The sequence below is a fragment of the Acidovorax sp. A1169 genome, from assembly GCF_030704685.1.
Taxonomy (GTDB): domain Bacteria; phylum Pseudomonadota; class Gammaproteobacteria; order Burkholderiales; family Burkholderiaceae_C; genus Acidovorax.
In genome coordinates, this window is sequence record NZ_JAUZDX010000013.1 from 131,245 (window position 1) to 149,378 (window position 18,134).

Genomic DNA, 18,134 nt, shown 5'->3' on the forward strand with positions numbered 1-18,134 from the left:
CATCCGCGCCATCGAGGCAGAGATGGTGGCGCTGCGCCATCACATCCATGCGCATCCCGAGCTGGCGTTTGAAGAATTCGCCACCGGCGACCTGGTGGCAGGGCGCCTGGCCGAGTGGGGCTACACGGTGCACCGGGGCCTGGGTGGCACCGGCGTAGTGGGCACGCTGCGCCTGGGCAGCAGCGCGCGCGTGCTGGGCCTGCGCGCCGACATGGACGCCCTGCCCATCCACGAGGAAACCGGCCTGCCCTACGCCAGCACCCACCAGGGCAAGATGCACGCCTGCGGGCATGATGGGCACACCGCCATCCTGCTGGCCGCGGCGCGCCACCTGGCAAAGGAGCGCAGCTTCGACGGCACGCTGCACCTCATCTTCCAGCCTGCCGAAGAGGGTCTGGGCGGCGGCCGCAAGATGATCGAGGACGGCCTGTTCGAGCAATTCCCCTGCGACGCCATCTTCGCCCTGCACAACATGCCCGGACACCCAGTGGGCACCTTCGGCTTCATGGGCGGGCCGTTCATGGCCTCGTCGGACTCGGTCACCATCACCGTCAAGGGCCGGGGTGGCCACGGCTCCGCCCCGCACCTGGCGGCCGACCCGGTGGTGGCGGCCGCGCACATCGTGCTGGCGCTGCAGACCATCGTCTCGCGCAATGTGGACCCGCGCGAGATGGCCGTCATCTCCGTGGGCGCCATCCACGGCGGCGATGCGCCCAACGTGATCCCCGGCAGCGTGCTCATGCGCCTGACGGTGCGCGCCTACCGCCCCGAGATCCGCGCCATGCTGCGCGAGCGCATCACCGCACTGGTACAGGCCCAGGCTGCCACGCTGGGCGTGCAGGCCGAGGTGGACTACCACTGGCGCTACCCGGCCCTGGTGAACGACGTGGCCAGCACCGACTTTGCACGCCAGGTCGCGCTCGACTGGCTGGGCGAGGACGGCCTCATGCCCAACCTGCAGCCCCTGACCGGCAGCGAAGACTTCTCCTTCATGCTGGAGCAGTGCCCCGGCAGCTACCTCATCGTGGGCAACGGCGTGGGTGATGCGCATGGCAGCGGCGGCTGCATGGTGCACAACCCCGGCTACGACTTCAACGACGCCTGCCTGCCGCTGGCGTCGACCTACTGGGTCAAGCTGACCGAGCGCTTCCTGGCAGCGCCGGCCTGATCCCTGCTTGCCCCGCCCCCTTACCCTGTTCGCAACCCTTCACCTCCACGGCCCCCGACCATGCACATGCCCATCTCACGTCTGTTGACCCCCTTCCTCGCCGTGCGGCCCACGCGCCGGGGCGCCCTCGGGCTTGCCGTGGCTGCGGCGGCATGGGCCTGCCATGCGCCCGCCGCCCTGGCCCAGGGCGCGCCAGCCTGGCCCACCAAGCCGGTGAAGATCGTCATTGGCTACCCACCAGGCGGCTCGGTGGACCAGGCCGCGCGCATCATCGGCGACGCGCTGGGCCCCAGGCTCGGCGCCACGCTGGTCATGGACAACCAGAGCGGCGCTGCCGGCGCCATTGCCGCGCAGCGCGTGGTCAGCAGCCCGGCCGACGGCTACACCCTGCTGGTGGGCTCCAGCAACGAGATGGCCGCCACCGGCCTGGTGAACCCGGCGCAGAAGTACGACCCGCTCAAGGACCTGGCGCCCATCGGCCTCATCGCCACCGCCCCCGTGCTGCTGGTGGCCGGCCCCAAGACGGGTGTGAAGACCCTGGCCGAGTTCATCGACCTGGCCAAGCGCAACCCCGGCAAGTTCAGCTACGGCAGCTCGGGCGTGGGCTCCACGCTGCACTTCGCGGGCGAGCTCATCAAGCAGCGCGCCGGCATCTTCATGACGCACATCCCCTACCGCGGCACCGCCTCGCTAACCAGCGACCTGGCCGGCGGCACGCTGGACTTTGCGATGCTGTCGCCCACCGCCGCCCTGCCCTTCATCCAGAGCGGCCGCCTGGTGCCCCTGGCCATCACCAGCGCCGCGCGCAGCCCGGCCCTGCCCAACGTGCCCGCGCTGGCCGAGCACCCGCTGCTCAAGAACTACGACCTGGTCGGCTGGTTCGCCATGGCCGCCCCGCGCAACCTGCCGCCAGCCCTGGCCCAGCAGCTCACTCAGGGCCTCAAGGCCACCCTGCAGGACCCGGTCGTGCGGCGCCGTCTCGAAGACGCTGGCATGGTGCTGCCCACGCCCCAATCCAACCTGGCCACGCTGATGCGTGACGACATGGCGCAGTACGCCAAGCTGGTGGACTTTGCCAAGATGAAAGACTGAACGCCTCGTCAGGGCGTGCGATCATGCGGCAGACCTATATGTTCTTCCAACGGCCTGCCCATGACGACCACTACTGCCTCCCCTGAACAATGCGCCGCCCTGCGCACCGCGCTGCTGGCGCTGCACCGCCACCTGATCGAGCTGGAGCGGCGCGACTATGAAAAGGTGCACGGCCGTCAGTCGGCAGGCGAGTTCCTGCAGGTCATGGCCTATGCCGAGTCCATGCGCTGGCTGGAGCCCCTGAGCCGCCTGATCGTCATGCTCGACGAGGCCATGGAGCCCGACAACGCCGATGCGGCCGAGGCGCCCCAGGTCGTGGCACGCCGCGTGCGCGAGATGCTCAAGCTCGAGCATTCGGCCGAGGCGGATTTTTCAGGGCATTACCAGCGGCACTTTAACACCTCGCCCGAACTGGCGATGGCGCATGCGGCGGTGATCAAGGCGCTGGGGTAGGACTGCACCTGGGCTCGCAGGGGCGCTTCCTGCGGTGCAGCTCAGCCAGCCTCATCGGGCTGAACCAGATTGATCAGATTACCGCAGGTATCCTCCAATAGCACCATCGTGATCGGCCCCGCGCGCATGGGCTCGCCGCGAAACTGCACGCCACTGGCCTTGAGCCGCGCGTAGTCGCCCGCCAGGTCCTTGGTGATGAAGGCCGTGGCCGGAATGCCCGCCTCGAACAAAGCGCGCTGGTACACGGCCGAGGGCGGAAACGCCATGGGTTCAAGCACCAGTTCCACTCCCTCGACCCCGTCGGGCGAGTTGACGGTGAGCCAGCGGAAGGTGCCCATGGGGATGTCCTTGTCCTTCACGAAGCCCAGTTGCTCGGTGTAGAACTTCAGTGCCTTTTCCTGGTCGTCCACGAGGACGCTGGCGAGTTTGATCTGCATGGCGGTTGGCTCCTCAAAGCGGTTTGCGCGCTATTGCATTGAGCAGGGTTTCTTCGCGCTCCTTGGGCACGCCAAAGCCCAGCCACTCCAGGGCGCCCAGGTCCTTTCGGCTCCACCACAGGTAGGGCATGCTGATGTGCTCGGGCTTCACCTCGAAGCCGGCTTCGCCCAGCATCGCCAAAAATTCCGGCGCGCTGCGCTGCACGTGCATGGGATGGCGAAACAGCAGGCGGATGGCCAGGCTGTGGATGTACGCGCGGGTGCTTTCGGCCAGCAGCAGGTGGCCGCCCGGCTTGAGCACGCGAAAGATCTCGGCCAGCGCGGCCTGCTGGTCGACGATGTGGTGCAGGGTCTGGTGGCACAGAACCAGGTCCACCGATGCGTCGGACAGCGGGATGTGCTCGGCATGCGCATGGTGCAGTATGACGGGGGGGCTGACCGTCTGGCGCATCGCTGCGCTGCGCTCGGCAAAGTCCGGCTCGGGATCGAGGGCATGGATCTGGCTGGGGCGAAAGCGCTCCGCCAGCTCCGGGATGGAATGGCCCAGGCCGGTACCGATGTCCAGCACCGCACCGCCCTTGGGCAGATCGGGTGCCAGGCGCTGCAGGTCGTTGAGGGCGCGCTGCAGCACATGCACGCGCCAGGTCGCGGTGGACAGGAACCACAGGCCGAAGCGGGTCTCGGGGATGAAGGCGTGCGCCGTTGTGGCGGCCGGGGGGGATGAAAGAGAGGGCATGGATGGGCTTTAGCTGGGTGCCTGTTCGATGTTCGGGATGGCGGGCCGGACGACAGGTGCCACATCGGACGGCTTTCCACCGGATGATAGGTGAAGGGAACGCCCTGCCCCTAAACCCTGCACGAACAGATTCCTGACCACTTTGGCTAGTGCCGTCCATTGCCTCGTGGCCCCTCTCATGACTTCGCTGGCCGCGCCTGCCGCGAGCAGCAGCAGCCTCTGGCGCACTTGCTGGACACGGTGCTGGACGGCATGGTCGGCATTGCGTTTGCGGTGGTGGTCTCGACACTGGATGGCCGCACGCACCTGACAGAGCACCATGAGATGGCGCTGGCTTAGCAACACTCGCTGCGCAGTCTCAGCTCAGTTGGCTTTGTTCCCCACGCCGGCGCGCAGGGCCGTCACGACCTTGGCTTGGCCTGCGCAACAAACCGCACGATGGCATCCACCAGCCCCGGCGCCAGCGGCTGGCCCGGGTTGGCATAGGTCGCCATGTTGGCTGCGGGGTCGTCCGTCAGCACCGCCTTGAGCACATGGTTGGTATCGGGCAGCAGCACCAGTTGGGCGGCAGGATGGGCCTGGGCCAGCAGGCGCGCGTCCTGCACGCCCACCTGCAGGTCGCGCTCGCCCTGCAGCACCAGCACGGGTTTTTTGGTGGCGGCGATGAGCCTGGCCGGGTCTTGCGCAAAGGCGCTGATCAGAAAGCCCTGCACCGCCTCGTTGAACAAGGGCTGCAAGGCAGGGTGCAGGCTGGCCGGGTCCACGCGGGCGCCGCCCTCCAGCCTGGTGATCGCGGCCAGCGCCTGGTCCAGGATGGGCGCATTGGCCGGGTTGGCGCGCCATTGGTCACTCAATTGGTCGCGCAGCACCTGGCCCAGGGGCCGGCCGGGCGTGGCCACCAGCAGCAGGCCGCAGATGCCCTGCACCTCACTGCCCCCTTGCGCAGCGGCCAGCGCGACCAGCCCGCCCTCGCTGTGGCCCAGCACCCACACGCAGGGCACACCGGTGCTGCGGCGGATGGCGCCCACCCAGCTGTACACGTCGGCCACGTAGTCAGGGATGGTGACGGCGTTCGCATCGGCCACCGCCTTGGCACTGCCGAACATGCCGCGCTTGTCGATGCGCACCGTGGCAATTCCCCGGGCCACCAGGTCCTGCGCCAGCAGCCGGTAGGTGGCGGCATTCACGCCCATGGGGTTGTTGCCATCGCGGTCGGTGGGGCCCGAGCCCGGCACGATCATCACCACGGGCGCGCCCGGCTTCGCAGGCGACAACAGCGTGCCCCTGAGCGGCGCCAGCGGGCCCCGGGCTTCGATGGACTTCTCGCGCAGATCGGCGGCGGGCTGTGCTGCTGCGTCCAGCGATGCGGCCACCGCCACCAGGGCCAGAAGGAGTGCTTTCATGCAGCCGAGTATTTCCTACACGCCATGGCCGGGGTGTTAGAAGGTGTTGCCCATGGGGAATTCACAGCCGCCAGGGCGCGCCCGGCGCGAACTGCCCCACCATCCACGCCTTGAACGCCGCCATGGCCGCCGTGCTGAACCGCCCCGAGGGTCGCACCAGGTAGATGCCCGCATGCGCGTTGAGGCCCCAAGGTTCCAGCACCGGCACCAGGTGGCCGGCAGCAATGTCGGGGCTGACCAGCCAGTCGCCTGCGGCCATGATGCCCAGGCCCAGGCGCGCGGCGGCCAGAAGGGCCTCGTTGTCGTTGCTGATGAGGGTGCCCTTGATCTGTATCGCCTCGGTCACCCCGTCGCGCGTCAGGCGCCATTCGGGGTAGGAGCGCAGCCCCGTGAAACCCAGGCAGTTGTGCGCGCCCAGGTCACCCGGCACCTGGGGCGTGCCTTGGCGCTGCAGATAGGCCGGTGCCGCGCACAGGATGCGCCTGTGCTCGCACAGCCGCGTGGCCACGAGCCGACTATCTTCGAGCTCGCCGATGCGAATGGCCGCATCGAAATGCTCGGCCACGATGTCGACGAAGCGCTCTGCGTATTCCACCTCCACCACCACCTCGGGGTGGGCCATGGCAAAGCCGGCCACCATGGGGCTGAGCCAGCGCCGCCCCATCGCGGCGGGCATGGAAAGGCGCAGCCGGCCACGCACCTCGTGCGATCCCTGCGCGGCCTCCTTCTGCGCCTCAGCGATCAGCAGCGCGGCATGGCGCACCTTCTCCACCAGACGCACACCGTCATCGGTAAAGCGCAGCTGCCGGGTGGTGCGCTCCACCAGGCGCACGCCCAGGCGCGCCTCCAGCGAAGCCAAGCGCCTGGACATCACCGAGGGGTGCTTGTTCAGCACCCGCCCCGCAGCCGCGAACGAACCCTCGGCATGCAGCGCCAGCAGCGTGGCGAGTTCATCGGCGTGTTGGCTGTCGAGCAGGTCCATGGGGCAATCACAATGCAGTCACGGGGACTGTACGCCATGCCCCGGCCCTTCACGGTCAAGGCACCAGCACAATCGCCCCTTGCGACCGGCCCTGCTCCAGGTCCGCATGCGCCGCAGCCACGTCTGCCAGCGGATAGCGCCGCCAGACCTGCGGGCGAACGATGCCGGCCGCCACTGCGGCGAGTACATCGCGCGCACGCTCCTGGTACTCAGCCGCTGTGGCCGTGTGCGCCGCCAGCGAGGGCCGCGTGAGGAACAGCGAGCCCTTGGCATTGAGCGTGCTGACCTCGATGGGCGCCGGCATGCCCGACGCCGCGCCAAACGACACCAGTAGCCCGCGCGGGCGCAGGCTGTCTAGCGAGGCCTCCAGCGTCAGGCGGCCGATGGAGTCGTACACCACGTCGGCCTTGTGGCCCTGCGTGGCCTCCTTCACCTGGTCGGCCAGCGTGGCGGCATCGAACACGAAGACCTCGTTGCAGCCCGCGGCGCGCGCGCGCTCCACACTCTCGGCCTTGGACACCACGCCGATGACCAAGGCGCCCAGGTGCCGCGCCCACGCGGCCATGATCTGCCCCAACCCGCCCGCCGCGCCGTAGACCACGATGCGCGTGCCCGGCCCCACGGCGTACGTCGTTTTGAGCAGGTACTGCGCCGTGATGCCCTTGAACAGCACGGCCGCCGCATCGTCAAAGGCCACCGAGTCGGGCAGCTTCACCAGCCTGTCGGCCGGGAACAGCCGCGCACCCGCATACGCCCCCAGCGGCCCCGTGGCATAGGCCACGCGGTCGCCCACGGCGACGTTGCTGACGCCTGTGCCGATGGCCGCGACCGTGCCCGCCCCTTCGAGCCCCAGGCCCGAGGGCAAAGGGATGCGCACCGCGCCCTTGCGCTGGCTCACGTCCAATGGGTTCACGCCGATGGCGGCCTGGGTGAGCCAGACCTCGCCCGGGCCGGGGGCCTGGGGTTCGGAGGTGCGGAGGTGCATCACTTCGGGGCTGCCGGTTTCATGGATTGCAATGTGGGTGGCCATGCGCGCTGTCCTGATGGGTTGCGTTGAGGGATGGGAAGCAGAGCAGGCAAGCGTAGGGACGCAGCGCCACGACAGCAATCGGCCCCGGTGCAGTTCAGTCGTGCATGGCATGCACAAGTGGGTAGCACCCACCCGAACGGGTGACCAAGTGATTTTTGTGTGTGCACAAGACGCCAAAGCTGCTAGAACACGCCCCATGAACCGTGCCCGCCCCTTCCCCCAGCGCATCGCCCTCTGGCTCTTGGCACTGACTGCCTGGCTGCTGCTGGCCACGATGCCGCCCCCCGCCCAAGCCACCACGCTCAGCACCGGGTATGACACCTCGTGCTCCGTCTCCAACGACTGGGTGGCGCAGTGCTGGGGTGCGGTGCCGCTGGCCAAGACCGGCACCGCGGGCATTGCCGACCTGCGCGCAGGCAAGGGCTTCAATTGCGCGCTGCGCAAGGACGAGACTGTGAGCTGCTGGGGCGACATGGGCAGCCTGTCGTTCGGCCCCGCAACGGGCGACACGCCGGGCCAGGCCATTGCGGGCGTGCGGCAGGCCACCCAGTTGGCCGTGGGCGCCACCCACGCCTGCGCGCTGAGCCGAGGGGTGGTGTACTGCTGGGGCGATGCCAGCCGGGGCCAGCGCGGTGCACCGGTGAGCCCTGCGCCATCGGCCCAGGCCACCTACGTGGAGGGCCTGTACCAGGTGGTGCGCGTGGCCGCCGGCAACGGCAGCACCTGCGGGGTCAAGGGTGATGGCACCGTGTGGTGCTACGGCAGCGGTAGCCAGCTCACCGCACCGGGCGGCATGGCCCCCGCGCCCGGCACAGGCACCATGGTGCCGGGCATCAGCGACGCGGTGGACGTGTCGCTCTTCGACGGCCACGGCTGCGTGCTGCGCAAGACAGGGGCTGTGGCCTGCTGGGGCAGCAATGCCAACGGCGAGTTGGGCACGACGCCGAGCACCACGCCGGTGACCGCTCCATTGGACGTACCGGACCTCGGCGGCGCAGCCAAGGCCGTTGCCGTGGGGCCGGGCTATACCTGCGCCGTGCTCGCCGACGGAACGGTGAAGTGCTGGGGTGGCAATCCCAACGTGCAGCTGGGCATAGGCTACCACCGGGACTCCGCCACGCCAGCAACAGGCAAGGTGCTGGGCATCGCCGATGCCACCACCATCAGCGCAGGCGCAACGCATGCCTGCGCGGTGCTCGATGCCGGCTACGTCAACTGCTGGGGCATCGGCATCGGCCGCGGCGATGGCCTTTGCGATACCGTGGGAGCCTACTACCCAGGCGTGCAATACAGCTACGCCAGCTCCAATCTCGCGGCATGCTTCAGTGGGGCATCCGCCACTCCCTATGCCGTGCGGGCGCTTGGCCCGCTAGCCGATGCGAACCAGGTGATGGACTGGGCAGAGGCCAGCCTGCCACGGACCTTTCCGCCCCAGTTCCAGATCCCCTCGTTGCCTGATCGCATCCACAACTACCTGGTCCGCGCCTACCCTGGCGACACCTACCTCGCCGTCAACGGCCACGGCACGCCGCACCTGATGTACCTGGGCCCCGAGAGCGGCGGCCAGCTGCGCGACCTGGGCCGCCTGGCCCAGTGGGCGCGGCAGGCGCGCGCCTCGCAGCCCGTAACGCCGCCCATCAACACCACGCTGCAACTGCTGCGGACAGAGGTCAACGTGGACTTCTTTCCCGGGGCTCACCGCACCGGCTGCGACAACCTGTCCGTCTGGTAGCAGTTGAGCGCCACCGCAGGCAACGCCCTGCCCGCGGGCCTCAAGCCGACCTCGGTACGGCTGCTCAAGGGCGACACCTATGTTGATGTACCGAACATCCGCGAGGACAGCAGATACCCTGCGCTATCCCCTTTCTACACGGGCACGGCATGGGGCTGCCCCGCCACGTTGATCCGTGGCGACGACGACGTGGAGGTGGTGCTGTACTTCACCATCGGCGGCGAGGCGTGGCAGGTGCGGGCCAAGGTGAAAGTGACGGAATCGTCCTGAGGGCCGGCCCTCTGGCGCAGCGCGAAACAAGACCCGCAGGCCAGGCGCGCACCGCCCCGTCAAAAATCGTACTTGACGCGTGCCGTCAGCATGTTGCCGCGTTGCCCATAAGTCTTGCCGTAGAGGTACGCCGCCTGCCAGCCAAACTCGTGGTCGCCGAACTTGACGCTGCCGAACAGCGCCGGGCCCGCACGGTGCGACTGCTCGCGCCGCGGCGCCCAATCGTCCCACCGCCCCACCTCGCCGAAGCCCTGCGCGCCGAAGTGCAGGTCTGGCATCCAGCGTTGGCGCACCTGCCACTGGTACTTGAGCTGCGTCGGCTTGCGCGAGAAGCCGCCGTAGCCTTTTTCGAAGAACACATTGAAGTTCAGTTGCGTGCGGCCGATGTCGGTCTGGAAGGCCGGGCCGAACTCCAGCGTATGCCCATCGCCCAGGTGCTTCGGTGCCGATACCAGCGTGTGGATCGCCAGGTCGAACGGGTACTCCCCCTGGGTCAGCAGCACGTCGTTCTGCCAGTTCCAGCTCGACAGCGTGGTGGGAGTGTCCGATGCGGTGATCCAGCTGGCGATCACCTCGGTGTACCAGCGGGCGTTGACGTTCCAGCCCAGCCCCACCTCGGGCCACTTGGTCAGCGCCGAGCCCCGCGAGGCCACAGTCCAGTAGCGGAAATCAATGGTCATTTCACCGGGATCGCTGTACGCGGTGACCACGTAGTAGCCCGGGTCCGCCAACGCGGCCCCGCTGGCCAGGGCGGCAGGGATGCACAACACGCGGAATATCGAGCGCAGCAACCGGGGCCTTTCCGGCACGCAGGCATATGGACAACGCGCCCATGCGAATGGATGAGCAGCCCATTGTGCGGGGCCCTGGCAGCGAGGTCGAGCGCTGTTACCTGAGTGAGGCCCTAACGTTGCAAATGCGAGAAAGGCGCGGGCGCTCTCTCAGCAGCCCCTGTGGTGTGAACTCACCGCCCGTGCACCTGCTCCACATACAAACCCAGCCACGACAACCTCCCAGACACTTCGACCGTGCCACCGGCCGGCGGCATGGCACCTTCCAGGCGCCGGTGCAGGCAGATCCTGAAGGAAGTTGCACCCTGGAGTTCGAATGTCGCAGTGTGGTTGCACCCCCGTCGTGCGTGACGCTGCTCGACGGACGCCACCTGGACCTCCGCGCGGGCATCCGAACCAAAGGTCCACCCCAGCAGCGCGGCCCAGCCCCAAGGCGCCGTAGACACCATGCAGGCACTCAGCACCACCAACGCGGGGTACACAAGCAGCCAACGCTCGGCCCAGCTGCGCGCACGGGGTTCCCGCGCGTGCTCAACCCGCATCGCAATGAACCACATGGCCGCAAACACCGGCAGCAAGCCAAGAAAAAGCAGCCACGCCAGCGGGCCGTATGCGACCTCGCCAAACCACATGAATTGCTGCGCCAGGGACAGCCCGAGGACCATGCCGATCACTGTGTAGGCAACGACCAGCAGCACCGAAATCTGGTACTTGCGCGAAAGCATCCAGCGCCTGGGCGCTTTGGCCGGCGCATCAAAGTTCCATGGGCCCTTCCTCTTTTGCGCTGCCTCCCGCGCCTTTATCTCGCGCACCTGGGCCTCGCCAATCGCCAGCAACCGCGCCTCGATGCGGGCCGTCTCCTGTTCGTCCGGATTCACCCTTCGCTCAGGCGTTGCCGGCTCCATTCCAGGCGGGTCTGCCACATCACCCGTACCGGCACCGGGTGGCACGCCATGGAGCCCATCGCCAATCGGGCTCTTGGCCGGTTGCACGGCCGTAGTGCGCTCACTTGGCATGGATCTCTCGCACATACAGCCCCAGGCGCGAAACGCGCCCATACACGGCCACCGTGTCCCCGGCACCCGGCGCCTTTGCGGCCAGGCGCTCCTCCACGCAGATGCGCGCCACCGTTCCACGGAACTCCAGGCGGGCATGTTGACCGCAAGGAACATAGTTTCGCAGCGGCTCGATCGAGAGCACACGGGCTTCCACGCGCGAAGGCGTGCCAGCCATCCAGCCCAGGTAGGCAAGCCATCCCCAGGGCGCAGCGGCCACCGCTACCGCGCACAGCAGGGCCAGGAGGGGGTACGCGATCACCGTGCGAAAAAATACGCCAGGGAGTGGGTCTGCCATTTGGGGCACCACCCTTTCGAGCCGGCACAACACCACGACGAAGACCGGTACCAGCACACCCACCATCCACGGCATGGCAGCGCGCAGGGCGGTGTTGCCGAAGAACAGGAATCCCCCGCCCATGGCCCATTCGAAATAGAGGCCGCCCAACACGAAAACGAGCGACACCATCGCAGGCACCGCGAACCTGCAGGGCAGCAGGATTCTGGCGCGTTCCTGTTCCCGCTGCAGTCGGGCCAGCCGCAGGTGCCGTGCCCGCAGCGGCTGGATTGCACCCATGCCTTTGCGCACTTCGCCCAACACCCGCGCTTCACGCCGGTTCTGCGCAGCCGCCAGTTCCTCAGGGGTCTGCCTTCGCCTTCGTCCGTTGGGCTCACTTCGCATGCACCGCCCCCACATGCAACCCCCAGCGCGACACCAGCCCGGCCACCACCACGGTATTGCCCGCGCGCGGCATCACGCCCGTCACGGCGGTGTTCATGCACACCCTGCCCGTGCTGCCGCGAAACTCCAGGCGGGCGTACTGGTTGCAGCTGCTCGAAATGCGCGGTGCCTCCACCGACACCACGAGCGCCTCCACGCGCGCAGGTTTACCAACCAGTTCGCCCAGGTAGGCGGCCCAGCCCCAGGGGGCGGCACCCAGCGCTGCAGCACTCAGCAGCGCCGCGAAGGGATACACCACCATCTGCCGCACGAACCTGGTGGGCATCTGCGCCACCCACCAGGGCGCCAGCACCTCGGTGCGGCACAGTGCCCAGTACCACAGCGGGGCCGCAGCCAGCACCAGCCAGGGCGTGGCGGAGCGCAGGGTGGCGTGACCGGAGACGAGGAAATGGTCGCCCTGTGCCATCTCGAAGAGGGCACCGCCAAAGACGAAGACGAGCATGGCCACGAAGACCATGGCCAGCCCGTAGGGCACGAACAGGCGCTCGGCAGGCTGCTTATGCAGCAATTGCTCGCGCCGCTGCTGGGCCTGCCGCATCCGTGCGCGGCGCTCCTGCTCTTTTTGCTTTTGCACCTGGCCCTGCACGCGCGACTGGGCGCGCTGCTGGGCGGCGGCCAGCTCTTCGCGGCTGCGGCGGCGCTGTGGTGGTGCATCGGTTGCGCGGGCGGTGCTGCCGGGTGCGGCAGCACCCGTTGCGTAGGCGGCTGGCAGCGCAGGGGCCAGGCCTTCGGGGTGGCGGTGGTCTCTCATGGTGTCTTTTTTTATGGCTCGAAAACTCCCTCGCAACCATCGTAAGCGCAGCCCTTGAATCGGCATATTTCGCGTTTGCCATGCAGGTTGTAGGTGCTTTGGGCCACCCTCAAGACGCTGGGGCAACCGAAGGCAACCTATGCGCCCGGGCACCGCACAACGGCGCCAAAGAGCCTGCAGCATTCCTGTTTGTCACGTACCATGGCACGCCCTGCCGCAACTGTTTTTGACCGAAAAGGAGCTGGACCACCATGTGCGATTCGAATGACGACCTCCACAAGTACACCCGCCGCGACTTTACGGCGTGGGCGGCTTCGGCCGGCCTGCTGACAGCATTGCCTGCGGTGGCCAACGCTGCAGCGGTGGCAGAGCGTGACGTGACCATCACCACGCCAGACGGAAGCTGCGACGCCTACTTTGTCGCGCCGACCTCGGGTCCGGCCCCCGGGGTGCTCGTGTGGCCCGACATCTTCGGCCTGCGCCCGGCTTTTCGGCAGATGGGCAAGCGCCTGGCAGAGTCGGGCTACAGCGTGCTCGTCGTCAACCCTTTCTATCGTCAGAAGAAGGCGCCTACCGCAGCACAGGGCGGCCAGACGCCGATTGCCGAAGTGATGCCGCTGATGCAGGCCCTGACGCCCGCCATGCATTTGAGCGACGGCAAGACCTTCGTGGCGTGGCTCGATGCCCAGGCCGAGGTGGACAAGGCGCGCAAGATCGGCACCACCGGCTACTGCATGGGCGGGCCGATTGCGGTGCGCACGGCCCTGGTGGCGGCGGGCCGCGTGGGTGCGGTGGCCAGCTTCCATGGCGCGGCCATGGTGACGCCAGCGGCTGACAGCCCCCATCGGCTGGTGGCGCAGACCAAGGCGCAGTACCTCATTGCGATTGCCGAGAACGACGATACCAAGGACCCAGAGGCCAAGGCCAGCCTGCGCGCCGCGTTCGAGGGCGCCAAGCTGCAGGCCGAGGTGGAGGTCTACCCCGCCGCCCACGGCTGGTGCCCTCCCGACTCGCGGGTCTACGACGCCGCCCAGGCAGACCGCGCCTGGGCGCGCCTGCTCGCCACCTTCGGCAAGGCACTGGCCTGAAGTGAAAAACACCCCCTGAGTCGCTTCGCGCCTTCACCCCTCTCTCGACTCGCTGCGCGAGTCGGGAGGGGGACGCCCCCAGTGCACGCAAGCGAAGCGCCGCATACGCGGCTTGGCGGCCCTTGCACGGGGGCACTGGCTTTGGCCGCGCCAGTTTCGTGCGTCGCGGGTGGCGCGCAGCGCAATGAATAACTGATACCGGCCTGAATGAATGCATCCCGGGCGCCGCAGCGTCCGGGCATGCATGTGCCGGGTTGCCGCACGCTCCTGGCGCGCTCACTCCCGCCAGCGAAACGACCGCACCAGCATCCACGCGCTCACCGCCATGCCCACCATGGGGATGGCCGCCACCACCGCCACTGCGGCGCGCGCGGCGGGCGGCCAATCGAAGTCGCGCCCCGTGCGCCAGGCGCCGAAGGCGGCGATCAGGCCCATCACGGCCATGCCCGTGCGAAAGCTCGCACCCTCCTTGAAGAACAGGATCAGCAGCACCACGTTGGCCGCGCCAATGAGCAGGGCCAGGTGGCCCAGGTGCAGCGAGAAGGTGGTGCGCTGGTAGCTGCGGTCGCGCTCCGGCATGCGCTCGTCGTCATCCTCGCCCTCGTCCTGCGCCAACTGGCCGCGCGCTCGGCCCGGCGCCGGGCTTTGCGGGGATGCGGCAGCGGCCGGTGGAGTCGGCGCGCCCCCGGCGCGGCCCCAGTCCGTGCCAGACAGGCCTGCCGCTGCGGCAGCGCCGACACCAGCCGCCACAGCGGCGCCCGCCGCACCCTTCGGGGGCGCGCCGATGCCGCCCGCGCCGGCCTGCAGCCCTTTCTCTCGCAGCACGGCGCGCAGGCGGCCCGGCTCGCGCAGAGCCGCCACCAGGGCGCGCACGGGGCCCTGCTCATGGGGCGCAATCTTCAGGTCGTCCACCCGCATGGTGGTGCCGCGCGTGTTGGCCAGCATGAACAGCGCCTTGGCGACCTGCTTGTCCCTGGGGCCGCCAGTGCCGTTCTCGATGGCGACCCCCAGGTTGTAGGTGCCGTCGGCATGGCCGGCCTCGGCCGCCTGGGCATACCAGTCGCGGGCCTGGGCCAGGTTCACCAGGCCGCCGTCGCGGCCATGCTCGTCCAGCGTGCCCATGTAGAACGCCGCATGCGGATTGCCCTCGCGGGCAAACCAGCCCACCAGGTCACGCAGCACCGATCCGGTCCACACCACCGGGGCTGTGGCGGGCGCCGACGGTGCCATGGGCGCCAGGCTCAGGCCGCCGGGGGATTCGGCCTCTTCCTTCGCCTGCCGCAGCTTTTGCTCCTGCTGCCACTGGTCCCTGGCTGCAGCATTCCATTTGGCGGCCTCGGCCATGTCGACCGGGCCGCCCCAGCCGCGCTCGTGCATCAGTGCCAGCAGGCGCTTGGCGGGCTCGTGGTCCCAGTCCACGGCGCGCTGGCACCAGTAGCGGGCGTTCTCGTAGCTGGGCTCCTCCCAGCCGATCACCGACTCCAGCGCGGTGTAGAAGGCCGCCAGCTCGTGGCCCATCGACGCCGCAGCCTTCATGCCATCCGCAGCCTCGATGCGCTTGCGGGTGTACAGCAGCATCTGCTCGTTGTGCACATAGGCATCGTCCACCGCCTTGCGCTCGCCATCCACGATCGTGAGCAGCATGGCGCCCGATGCGGACTTGAGGCGCGCCATCAAGGTCTGTATGCGCCCTTTGGCCTCGACGGGAAAGCGCTCGTAGAAGGCCTGCGCGTCCTGCCGCGTCGGCGCATCGTGCGCGCCCAGCAGCTGCAGCGCGGCCGCCAGGTCAAAGTGCCGGCGCTGGCCCATGGTGCCAAAGCGCAGCGCGCGGCCCATGGCGTACAGGGCGTGCAGGTTGCCGCGCGCGGCATGGGTGCGGTACTCGGCCCAGGCCGTGGCGTCGTCGCCGGCCTTGCGGGCCTGTTCGGCGCGCTTGAGCTGCAGGTCCGGCTCCTCGGGCACATCGCCATTGCCCAGGTAGTGCACGCCGCTTTGCGGGTCGTACAGGTTCAGGCCCAGCCGGGTGGCCTGCGCCCAGGCAAACTCGAAGGCATCGTCCCAGTGTTCGGTGCGGGTGTTGATGCCAAAGCCGAGCGTGGCGTCTTCGGTAACGCCGTCTTCGCTGCCGTCCAGCCACACGTCCATCGCTTCGGGATAACGCTCCTGCAGCGCCCGGCCCCACACCAGGAATCGGGGGTTCTGCCCCGGCGGCGGGGTGGCGAACACGCGCTCGAACTGCGCGTCGGCCTCCGCCTTGGTGGTGGGCCACGGCCAATCGGCCGGCTTTTCCCAGAGCTGCAGCGTGTAACTCATCCTCAGAGCCCTCCCAGGCTTGGTATCTGTCGGGGATTCTAGAGCGGGACATTACCGCGTCACGCCCCTGCCGTGGCCTGCTCGCACCACGTTTCGTTACATCGTGCCTGTGACTGCGGCCACATGCGCGGCAGCCCCCGCGTTCCTAGAATGGCCTTCGACAGTCCCGGGAGGATGAGGACCATGAACTACTACACAAGCAACCCGTTCTTTTTTGCATTGCGGCTTTTGCGCAAGGCCACTGCCATGGCGGCGCTGGCACTGCCTGCTGCTTTCTTCCTCATGTCACCGGCGGCAACGGCCACCACCGTGAGCATGGGCTACGGGCACGGCTGTTCGGTGGCCGATACCAACCAGGTGACCTGCTGGGGCAGCGTGGCGTTGCCTACCCTGGGCACCATTCCAGTGAGGGACGTGCAGGTGGGCCGCGACTTCAGCTGCGCGCGGCTGAACGGCATCGTCAAGTGCTGGGGCAACAATGACTTCTCCCAGCTGGGCGAATCGGCCACCAACCCTGAAGGCCAATGGGCGCGCGGGCCTGAGCAGGCGCAGCAGATCGCTGTGGGGGCGCGGCACGCCTGCGCGCTGTCTTACGGCGCACCGTATTGCTGGGGCGACGCCAGCCAGAGCCAGATGGGCGAGCCCGCCCGAACCACGGTGGCCAAGGCCACTGTGCTGGCGGGCTTGAGGGGCATCTCGCATATTGCGGCGGGCAATGGTGCCACGTGCATGGTGCGATCGGACCGGAGCGTCGTCTGCGTCGGCGCGGGCAGCGGCTTGGCGGGCGCTGACGTGGAACCGCGCACGCCGCGAACGGTGCCAGGCATCACCGACGCACTGGAGGTATCGATCTTCGACGGCCACGCCTGCGTGCTGCGTGTGGCAGGTCAGGTCTCCTGCTGGGGCAACAACCGCCATGGAGAGCTGGGCATACCCGCAGGCAGCGGCCCGCTCACGACCCCGGTCGAGGTCCCGGGCCTGGGCGCTGCGGCCAAATCCGTGGCCGCAGGCAATGGCTACACCTGCGCCCTGCTCGTCAACGGCACCGTCAAATGCTGGGGCACCCATTTCAATGGCCAGTTGGGCACCGGCCTGGGCCCCGACACCGCCACCCCGGCCACCGGCCTGGTCATCGGCATCACCGATGCCACAGCCATCAGCGCGGGGAAAACCGCCGCCTGTGCAGCGCTCGAAGGCGGCTATGTGCAGTGCTGGGGCGAAGGCGCCGGCTGGAGCAGCGCCTACTGTCGCGTGCCAGGCGGGCTGTACCCGGGTGTTCCCGCCTCCTACGGCCCCTACCCCGACCTCCCCATCTGCCGCGTGCCGGGCTCTGCCGCGCCCATGGCGGTCCAGGGCCTGGGCCCGGCGCGCGATGCGGCCCAGGTGCTGGAATGGGCCGAGAAAACCATGCCGCAGACCTTCACTGCGCAGACAACGGCCACCGTGCCAGACCACATCGACAATTTCTACCTGCGCGAGTATCCAGGCGGCCACCAGTTGGCCATCAACGGCCATGGGACCCCGCACCTCATCTACAGCGGCCCCCTGACCGCAGGGCAAGTGGCCGACCTGGGGCCCTTGTACCAATGGCTGCGCAAAGCGACCCAGGACGAGGGCCACAAGAGTGGCCTGCAACTGCAGGCGATGCCGATCATTCACCAGATCAGCTTTGGCAATGTATGCAATGGGTTTGTACTTCCCCACGCCATTCGGGGTGGCATGAACGGTTTGCCATTGGACTTGAAAACCACCTCGGTGCGTGTGGAAAGCGACGCAGGCTCCATGGAATTCCCCGTCCAGGAACGCTACCGCATGACGGTGCTGACTTCCGAAACCGACTGGATTTCCCAACGCATGCGGCGGGAGGGCGAGCCCATTCCTCCCGGGATGAAAGAAGAACCGGTGCTGTACGGTCGCACGGATGCTTGCCCGAAGTTTGACCTTTTGGGCCAGACCGTGGATGTGGTCGTTTTCTACACCCTCGGCAACAGAAAAGGGCAATTGCGCACCCGGGTCAAGGTCATCCCGAGCCCAACCGTGTAGCACGGCTCCGTGCAAAAAGCAACCCGCCCCTTGCTGCCCACCAGCATA

General features: G+C 68.2%; 18 protein-coding genes. 8 read left to right on the forward strand and 10 right to left on the reverse strand.

Annotation, left to right across the window (positions count from 1 at the left end; genetic code table 11):
- Window positions 1–22 precede the first annotated feature (22 nt).
- Genes QYL93_RS20540 through QYL93_RS20550 form a run of 3 tightly spaced genes read left to right on the forward strand, consistent with a single transcriptional unit; the run spans window position 23 to window position 2,713 of the window.
- Window positions 23–1,168, forward strand: a complete 1,146-nt coding sequence (locus tag QYL93_RS20540) for a M20 aminoacylase family protein (protein ID WP_305745435.1) — start codon at window positions 23–25, stop codon at window positions 1,166–1,168.
- A gap of 60 nt (window positions 1,169–1,228) precedes the next feature.
- Window positions 1,229–2,260 carry a tripartite tricarboxylate transporter substrate binding protein gene (locus tag QYL93_RS20545; protein WP_305745391.1) on the forward strand — a complete coding sequence of 344 codons (1,032 nt, stop codon included), beginning with the start codon at window positions 1,229–1,231 and terminating at the stop codon, window positions 2,258–2,260.
- Between the two features lie 60 nt (window positions 2,261–2,320).
- Complete coding sequence (locus QYL93_RS20550; RefSeq protein WP_305745392.1) at window positions 2,321–2,713, forward strand: hypothetical protein; 393 nt, start codon at window positions 2,321–2,323, stop codon at window positions 2,711–2,713.
- A 41-nt stretch (window positions 2,714–2,754) separates the two neighbouring features.
- On the opposite strand, the gene QYL93_RS20555 is transcribed toward QYL93_RS20550, so the two are convergent.
- Window positions 2,755–3,150 (reverse strand): VOC family protein, encoded by a 396-nt coding sequence (locus QYL93_RS20555; RefSeq protein WP_305745393.1) that lies wholly within the window; start codon window positions 3,148–3,150, stop codon window positions 2,755–2,757.
- A 13-nt stretch (window positions 3,151–3,163) separates the two neighbouring features.
- Complete coding sequence (locus QYL93_RS20560) at window positions 3,164–3,886, reverse strand: class I SAM-dependent methyltransferase (protein WP_305745394.1); 723 nt, start codon at window positions 3,884–3,886, stop codon at window positions 3,164–3,166.
- Between the two features lie 159 nt (window positions 3,887–4,045).
- Between QYL93_RS20560 and QYL93_RS20565 the strand changes: the two genes are divergently transcribed.
- Window positions 4,046–4,225 (forward strand): hypothetical protein, encoded by a 180-nt coding sequence (locus QYL93_RS20565; RefSeq protein ID WP_305745395.1) that lies wholly within the window; start codon window positions 4,046–4,048, stop codon window positions 4,223–4,225.
- Between the two features lie 62 nt (window positions 4,226–4,287).
- On the opposite strand, the gene QYL93_RS20570 is transcribed toward QYL93_RS20565, so the two are convergent.
- The 3 genes from QYL93_RS20570 to QYL93_RS20580 form a co-directional block, all read right to left on the reverse strand.
- The gene (locus QYL93_RS20570; protein WP_305745396.1) at window positions 4,288–5,289 is read right to left on the reverse strand and encodes an alpha/beta hydrolase; all 1,002 of its coding nucleotides are present in this window, start codon (window positions 5,287–5,289) and stop codon (window positions 4,288–4,290) included.
- A 61-nt stretch (window positions 5,290–5,350) separates the two neighbouring features.
- Complete coding sequence (locus QYL93_RS20575; RefSeq protein ID WP_305745397.1) at window positions 5,351–6,271, reverse strand: LysR family transcriptional regulator; 921 nt, start codon at window positions 6,269–6,271, stop codon at window positions 5,351–5,353.
- Between the two features lie 55 nt (window positions 6,272–6,326).
- Complete coding sequence (locus tag QYL93_RS20580; protein WP_305745398.1) at window positions 6,327–7,301, reverse strand: quinone oxidoreductase; 975 nt, start codon at window positions 7,299–7,301, stop codon at window positions 6,327–6,329.
- Between the two features lie 196 nt (window positions 7,302–7,497).
- Between QYL93_RS20580 and QYL93_RS20585 the strand changes: the two genes are divergently transcribed.
- Window positions 7,498–9,033 carry a regulator gene (locus QYL93_RS20585; protein WP_305745399.1) on the forward strand — a complete coding sequence of 512 codons (1,536 nt, stop codon included), beginning with the start codon at window positions 7,498–7,500 and terminating at the stop codon, window positions 9,031–9,033.
- 3 nt (window positions 9,034–9,036) lie between these two features.
- A complete protein-coding gene (locus QYL93_RS20590; RefSeq protein ID WP_305745400.1) occupies window positions 9,037–9,303 on the forward strand; it encodes a hypothetical protein in 267 nt (88 codons plus the stop codon).
- Between the two features lie 59 nt (window positions 9,304–9,362).
- Here QYL93_RS20590 and QYL93_RS20595 read toward each other — a convergent pair whose 3' ends face one another.
- The 4 genes from QYL93_RS20595 to QYL93_RS20610 form a co-directional block, all read right to left on the reverse strand.
- On the reverse strand, window positions 9,363–10,073 hold the full coding sequence (locus QYL93_RS20595; protein ID WP_305745401.1) for a hypothetical protein: 711 nt from the start codon (window positions 10,071–10,073) through the stop codon (window positions 9,363–9,365).
- 194 nt (window positions 10,074–10,267) lie between these two features.
- The gene (locus QYL93_RS20600; protein ID WP_305745402.1) at window positions 10,268–10,972 is read right to left on the reverse strand and encodes a hypothetical protein; all 705 of its coding nucleotides are present in this window, start codon (window positions 10,970–10,972) and stop codon (window positions 10,268–10,270) included.
- Between the two features lie 127 nt (window positions 10,973–11,099).
- Window positions 11,100–11,618, reverse strand: coding sequence for a hypothetical protein (locus QYL93_RS20605; RefSeq protein WP_305745403.1), 519 nt, complete (start codon window positions 11,616–11,618; stop codon window positions 11,100–11,102).
- Window positions 11,619–11,820: 202 nt separating this feature from the next.
- Window positions 11,821–12,642 (reverse strand): hypothetical protein, encoded by an 822-nt coding sequence (locus tag QYL93_RS20610; protein ID WP_305745404.1) that lies wholly within the window; start codon window positions 12,640–12,642, stop codon window positions 11,821–11,823.
- Window positions 12,643–12,893: 251 nt separating this feature from the next.
- Between QYL93_RS20610 and QYL93_RS20615 the strand changes: the two genes are divergently transcribed.
- Window positions 12,894–13,730 (forward strand): dienelactone hydrolase family protein, encoded by an 837-nt coding sequence (locus QYL93_RS20615; RefSeq protein ID WP_305745405.1) that lies wholly within the window; start codon window positions 12,894–12,896, stop codon window positions 13,728–13,730.
- A 276-nt stretch (window positions 13,731–14,006) separates the two neighbouring features.
- Here the strand turns inward: QYL93_RS20615 and QYL93_RS20620 are convergent, their stop codons facing one another.
- Window positions 14,007–16,043 (reverse strand): tetratricopeptide repeat protein, encoded by a 2,037-nt coding sequence (locus QYL93_RS20620; protein WP_305745406.1) that lies wholly within the window; start codon window positions 16,041–16,043, stop codon window positions 14,007–14,009.
- A 183-nt stretch (window positions 16,044–16,226) separates the two neighbouring features.
- Between QYL93_RS20620 and QYL93_RS20625 the strand changes: the two genes are divergently transcribed.
- Window positions 16,227–18,086: a regulator gene (locus QYL93_RS20625; RefSeq protein WP_305745407.1), complete on the forward strand. Its 1,860-nt coding sequence runs from the start codon at window positions 16,227–16,229 to the stop codon at window positions 18,084–18,086.
- Window positions 18,087–18,134: the final 48 nt, after the last annotated feature.